Annotated in this window: 5 protein-coding genes; all 5 read right to left on the reverse strand. The window is 37.4% G+C overall.

The genetic code is table 11. The features are described 5' to 3' along the window. Positions 1–1,007 (reverse strand): hypothetical protein (locus GX437_12710; protein NLJ08516.1); only part of this gene is annotated, 1,007 nt, incomplete at its 3' end. Between the two features lie 954 nt (positions 1,008–1,961). Beyond that, on the reverse strand, positions 1,962–2,402 hold the full coding sequence (locus GX437_12715) for a DUF2147 domain-containing protein (protein ID NLJ08517.1): 441 nt from the start codon (positions 2,400–2,402) through the stop codon (positions 1,962–1,964). A gap of 1 nt (position 2,403) precedes the next feature. Beyond that, a complete protein-coding gene (locus GX437_12720) occupies positions 2,404–3,828 on the reverse strand; it encodes a hypothetical protein (GenBank protein ID NLJ08518.1) in 1,425 nt (474 codons plus the stop codon). Between the two features lie 2 nt (positions 3,829–3,830). Next, on the reverse strand, positions 3,831–4,556 hold the full coding sequence (locus tag GX437_12725) for an outer membrane lipoprotein-sorting protein (protein ID NLJ08519.1): 726 nt from the start codon (positions 4,554–4,556) through the stop codon (positions 3,831–3,833). A gap of 21 nt (positions 4,557–4,577) precedes the next feature. Beyond that, positions 4,578–5,663 carry an MMPL family transporter gene (locus tag GX437_12730; GenBank protein NLJ08520.1) on the reverse strand — a complete coding sequence of 362 codons (1,086 nt, stop codon included), beginning with the start codon at positions 5,661–5,663 and terminating at the stop codon, positions 4,578–4,580. Between the last annotated feature and the right edge of the window lie 64 nt (positions 5,664–5,727).

The raw sequence follows: 5,727 nt of genomic DNA on the forward strand, positions 1-5,727 counted from the left end.
CCAAGGCAGGTGTTTTGTATTTCTATATCGGGGAGATAGAAGTAGGATTGAAGAAAAGAAGGCAATGACATACCTGTAGCATAACCTGTGAGTTGAACTGCTGAATCATTATAATTACAGGCATTAGCTTTCTCATCAGGATTGTTTATGCAACCAAGGTATTTATCGCCACGAGCAACATATATTTTTTTATTAATGGCAAGCTGAAGACAATAACATCCCCATGAATCTGGAACTTTGAAAATCGATTTTCTGATAATACTGTCAACTCCTGATGAAATATCAATTTGATAAATACAATAATAATTAAGCGAAACGTAAAGAAAGTTCTCATTGGGAGAAAACTCAATTCCATAAGTATTATGTGGTTTAAAATCTATTGTAACACTATTCGAAACAATTCCTGTTTTATTATCAAAATCACAAATAACAGCCTGTTTTCCAGCATAATCTGTTGTAAATGCAAGTTTATTCCCGGAAGGTGAGATTTTCATCTGACCGGCAGTTTGCCCAAAATCATTGATAACAGGTCCTGTATAGCTAATCACAGGAACAGTATCCAAACCTGTATTTTTCAGTAAATATGATTTAAAACACTGTGAGCCATAATCATGTATTACTATCCAAACTGATTTTTTATCTGCATGAAAAGTAGCTGAAATCTGATTGGTAACATTACTGCAAATCTTCTGATTATTGACAATTAGCTCTCCTTTCCCATTGTCTTTTCTTTTATCTACAAGATGATACCAAAAGCCGGCTTTACTAGCCCCAAGACGATTATCCAATACCGTAAATAAGAAATAAATATTAGAGTCCCCGGGATGTGGAATGATAATCGGTGTCTGATCAGAGCCACTTGACCAATTAAATCCATTACCATTTTTCATGATATTATGATTATTATTAAAAATTATTCCTGAATTACCACTGCCATTGTTACCCGCATAAAATAATAGATTACCCTGTTTATCTGAAATACAAGAACCACCACGATTAGAAATCATTTTACTGTTATTTAGTGGAATAACATTACCGTTTTCGAACTTCATGGCACATAGATTCCCGAAATACCAGTTTTTTGCTTCTAACTGGGAAAAACATTTCTGAAAAGAAAATGTATTTATAAGTATTGCAAGTAAACAATATGTAATTATTCGTTTCATAAATAAAAAGGTTACGGCTCTTAGACCGGGAACTTCACGTCATTTTATTATAAATTAAGCTCATTCTTAAAAATTAACCACATTCAAATTTACTGTATTAGTACAAAATTCATTAAAAAAGTTTCAATTTTATTCACATTTTTTAAACGAAAAGTTGTGAGGTGGGTAAAAAGTAATGTATATGTTTATTCCTGATGAATATTTAATAGGTGATAGTTGCTGCTTTCAGATTGCGAAGTTTCAAGTTTTAACATACTGATTTTGCGAATAGCCAGATTAAGTTCACAATTACGAGTTCCGATTTACGATTTTGGATTTCGGATTTATGATTTAAGATTTACATTTTTCCGCATTCCCTGTTCCGATTTCTGAGTTTTCTGTACCTACTGAAGGCTGCCAATTGCCTGCTTATAGCTTATTCAGAATTCTTAAGAAATCAGGCCGTCCCTACGGGACTTGGCTCTTTTGTTTTGTTGGTCTTACCATAAGATCGTCCCTACGGGACTTGAGCGAATATTTATTTTTTGTTTTATAAGACAAATTTAAAATCCGGAAACGTCATCAGCTCCCCTCTCTTTTCGAAAGAGAGGGGCCGGGGGTGAGTTAGAAACTGTTACCCAAATATCCTCCCTACAGGACTTGAGTGGGAATTGATTTTTTATTTATGAAACAATCATAAAATCCCAAAACGCCCTTAGCTCCCCTCTCTTTTCGAAAGAGAGGGGCCGGGGGTGAGTTAGATGTCCGTGCCTATTACAGACTGCCTGCTGCCTACTTCCATATTTCGCATTTTTCTTATCTAACCCTCGTCCATGTTGTGTTCATCCCCAGCAGGGGCAACCCGATATATCCTTTTAGCTGAAGTGTATTGTTATCTATAAGTTTCATAAACGCCTGATAGGTATTTCCATCATCAGGATTATATATTTTTCCGTCTTCCCATTTGTTCTCACCGGAATACCTGAATCCATACATGATAGTTGTTCCCATGAGGGGTCTGTTCCTGAGTTTTTCATCAGGATTTTTATCATCTTTCACCGGATTTCCTTTTTCATCATACGGTTCTTTCAGCCAGACTATTTTCCCGTAATACACATCTGCCTTTTTATAAATTTCAATGATGCATTCCCTTTTGGAGGTGTACCACCTACCTGCAACTGCATCAGCATTTAAGGCCTGCCCAAAAATACCGGCACAGGAAAAACACAATATCATCAGTAAGCAAAGCCTTTTCATTTTAAAAGCTATAGCTTATTTTCATGTAAACCTCATCTTTATTGTTAACGCGGGCAAATGTACTTCCGCCTTTGCCTTCTATCATACGGTAACCAAGGCTTATTTCAGCATTGTCGTTTGGGAAATAGCTGAATTCAGGTGTATAAATCACAGCATAGTTTTCCGAAATATCTGACCAGTCCGAAACCACAATGCATCCGGCCAAGGGCCTGATTTTCAACTTGTCGTGCAGGAGGGATTTTTCCCATGAAAAGGTAAAATAGTCGTTCAGGTTTTTGTTTCCTTTTTCATGATAAAAGCCATGAAGATATTGTATATTCAGATAGCTCCCGTCTTTGAAGGTATAATCAGCACCCAGCAGGTACTTAAACCATGGCTTATTTTCAAAAATCAGTGAGTCCATGACTAATGTGCCGAATCTGGTTTTCATGATTAAAGCCTCTGTTGGAAAAAATGAAGCAAATTCTCCCCAGACCCCAATATTAAGCAATTCTCCTGAAAAAGTGACACCTGCCTGATGAAGCCTGATATATTGCTGAACAGCCGTAATGTCTATTTTGTCGAAGCCACCGGCAAAGGTAATGACGTTACTGTCGGGGGATGGTACTCCGTCATAATAATAGGCATAATTACCGGAAATATCAAATCCGGCTATGTTTCCTGATGTTCTGAAACCATAAGATGAAGAATGTTTCAGACTCAGTTCAGGAGTCTGAATGTTGTTGGTGAGTGAATTCAGTTTGATTCCTTGAGGAAGTTCGGGAACAGGCATTAATGCATCAATCCAGTCGCCTTCGGGTAAAGTGGATGGTCTGAACAATGGCAGCCATATTCCTTCAAATTTGTAATCATTCAGGAAATAAGTAAGCTTAAGTGCATCAGAGCCCTGCATCCGTCCAAAATCCCAGATGTCTTCAAGATCAGGTGCGTTTAAAACATTGACAGGATTGAGTTTATCTCCACTGCCCCAGTTGAATTTCTGTCTGCCTGCTTTTAACTGTAGGTCTTTCCAGATAAACTGATTAATTTCAACATACATTTCCTGAAGATCCGCTTCTATTGGATTGACTAAGTTTTTATCTGTCAGCTGGGATAAACTATTCAGCCTTGAAAAGCTAAGATTTCTTATCCATAGATTACTGTAAAACAAGGCCTTATCCTCAAACTTCTTGTGCAGATTTATTTCCATTCTGTTTTCATTCCATGACCAGCTCACCGGATTTTGGGTTCTGAATCTTTGGTCGGTTATCAGCTTCCCACTGATTCTCAATGGATTGTCCTGCGCATTGATTTTATTCAGGCTTATCAGGTTTAACATGACTATTAAAAGAAGGATGCCTGAGATAACCCATTTTTTTCTGACTGTTTTCAGAGATACGCATTCTGCCTTGTTTTTCTGAAGGCTCTTGACATCTGAAATCTTCATGATTAAAAATTTACGAGGTTTTTAATGCTGAAAAAATCATCTTTTATTCCTGTATCAAAACTGATGGAAGTGATACTCATGCGTGTTTTATGGGTATTTCGCAAGTCGGTCATTTCTGCGGTTGCCGCATACCAGTAATTGCCTTTTTTTTCAAAATGATTAACCAGTTCCTTTATTTTAACTCCTCCTCTATTGTAATATTCCGTCTTTGAGGTCAAAAAATTGGCTTTACTGACATAAATTATCAGTTTGGAGTATTCTGTGGCTTGCGGGTTTTTAGGAGTAAGTTCGAGAATGAATTCATTCTCATTAGTTTTGATCAGTTTTGGAATATATTTGTCCGACATGGGTATGGCTTCCATATCGTCATAGCTGAAATCAGTACCGGCAAAGGTCTGGTTTTTAACATGGGAGGCAATTCTTCTTTCTTTTCCGTAAGCAGGCAGATATACATACATGACATCATTTGGTAAAGACAAAAAACCTATCCCTGCCTGAGATTCCGGATAGGTGAACCGCGTAAGTCGCATATTTCTGCCTTTCTGATACATCACCGCTTTTCTGGTCGATTGATTGCCTTTTTTATCTATCAGGGTGATGGTTAGCTCTGCTTTTTGATCTTTAGACCCGAATACGGCATCATCATTTTTTTTCAGTATCTCCTGTGCGGTTTGTGCATGCAGTGAGAATCCGCAAGCTGTCAGCAACAATACGATGAACTTTTTCATAATAAATAGATTTATAGTGAGTTAATAAGAATTTTTAGCCTTGTTTTTAAAATGATTGTTTACCCTGAAATCCCTTAACAGCAGCAAGGCAGGCAAAAATGTGATGGCTGCCAGTCCGGAACAAATCATGGTAACCGATAACAATATCCCGAAGCGTTGAAGCGGCACCAGGGAAGAAAAGATAAGAATCAGGAAGCCGGAGGTGATAGACAATATGTTGATCAGAATGGCTTTACCACTGGTCGAAATCACTTCCTCAATGCTTTCTTCTGCACTTTTTCCTTCCAGTTTGCATATTTTAAAATGGTTGGAGATATGGATAGAGTAATCAATTCCAATTCCAATACAAATACTGCCCACCAAAACGGTTGCAAAATCAAGCGGAATTTTCAGCCAGCCCATGATGCCGAAAAGAATCATCAAAGTCAGGATAATGGGAGTGATGGCATAAAAGCCTCTTTTTACAGAACCGCTTAATAATGATATACTTATAAAAATCAGGCTGAAAGCCAGCAGCAAGCTGCTCATCTGACTTTTAACAATATTTTCATCCAGTCGGAGCATCAAAGGTGGCCATCCGGTCATTTCCACTTCTGTATTTTTCTTCCTGAAGCCGTCAAAAAATCTTTCCATTTCATTTGTAAATGCAGCCATTTTCTTCATTTCATTGGAACCATAGGTCGCATGAATCAGCATCTCTGTATGGTCAAAATTGATATAGTTTTCCAGAATATCCTGTCCTTCAATCATAAACCAGAGATTGTCTGTTTTTGCCTGATTTTCAGGTATTTTATATCCATCACCCATGACTTCATTCATCTGTTTGAATAATCCTGTAAGTGACTGAGTATGAACAACTTCTTTGTATGAAAGCATTTTGCTCTCTATGCTGTCGGCAATCCGGAGAATTTCAGGACTTAATACATTCCTGCTTTTAATCAGCACATAAACAGGCGATGTTCCTCCCATTTTTTCCTGAAGAATTTGTTCAGTCTTTCGGTTCTGATTTTTTTTGCTTAAAAAACTCAGGAGGTCCACATTCCTTTCAATGGAAAAAACTCCTGTTAAGGATACGACTGCAAATACCAGCCAGGTAATTATGACCATTCCGGGCTTTTTAAATCCGATCAGGCTGATTTTTCTTAAAAACTTATCTATTGTACTGTTTTGA

Source organism: Sphingobacteriales bacterium (assembly GCA_012517435.1).
In the GTDB taxonomy this organism is placed as follows: domain Bacteria; phylum Bacteroidota; class Bacteroidia; order CAILMK01; family JAAYUY01; genus JAAYUY01.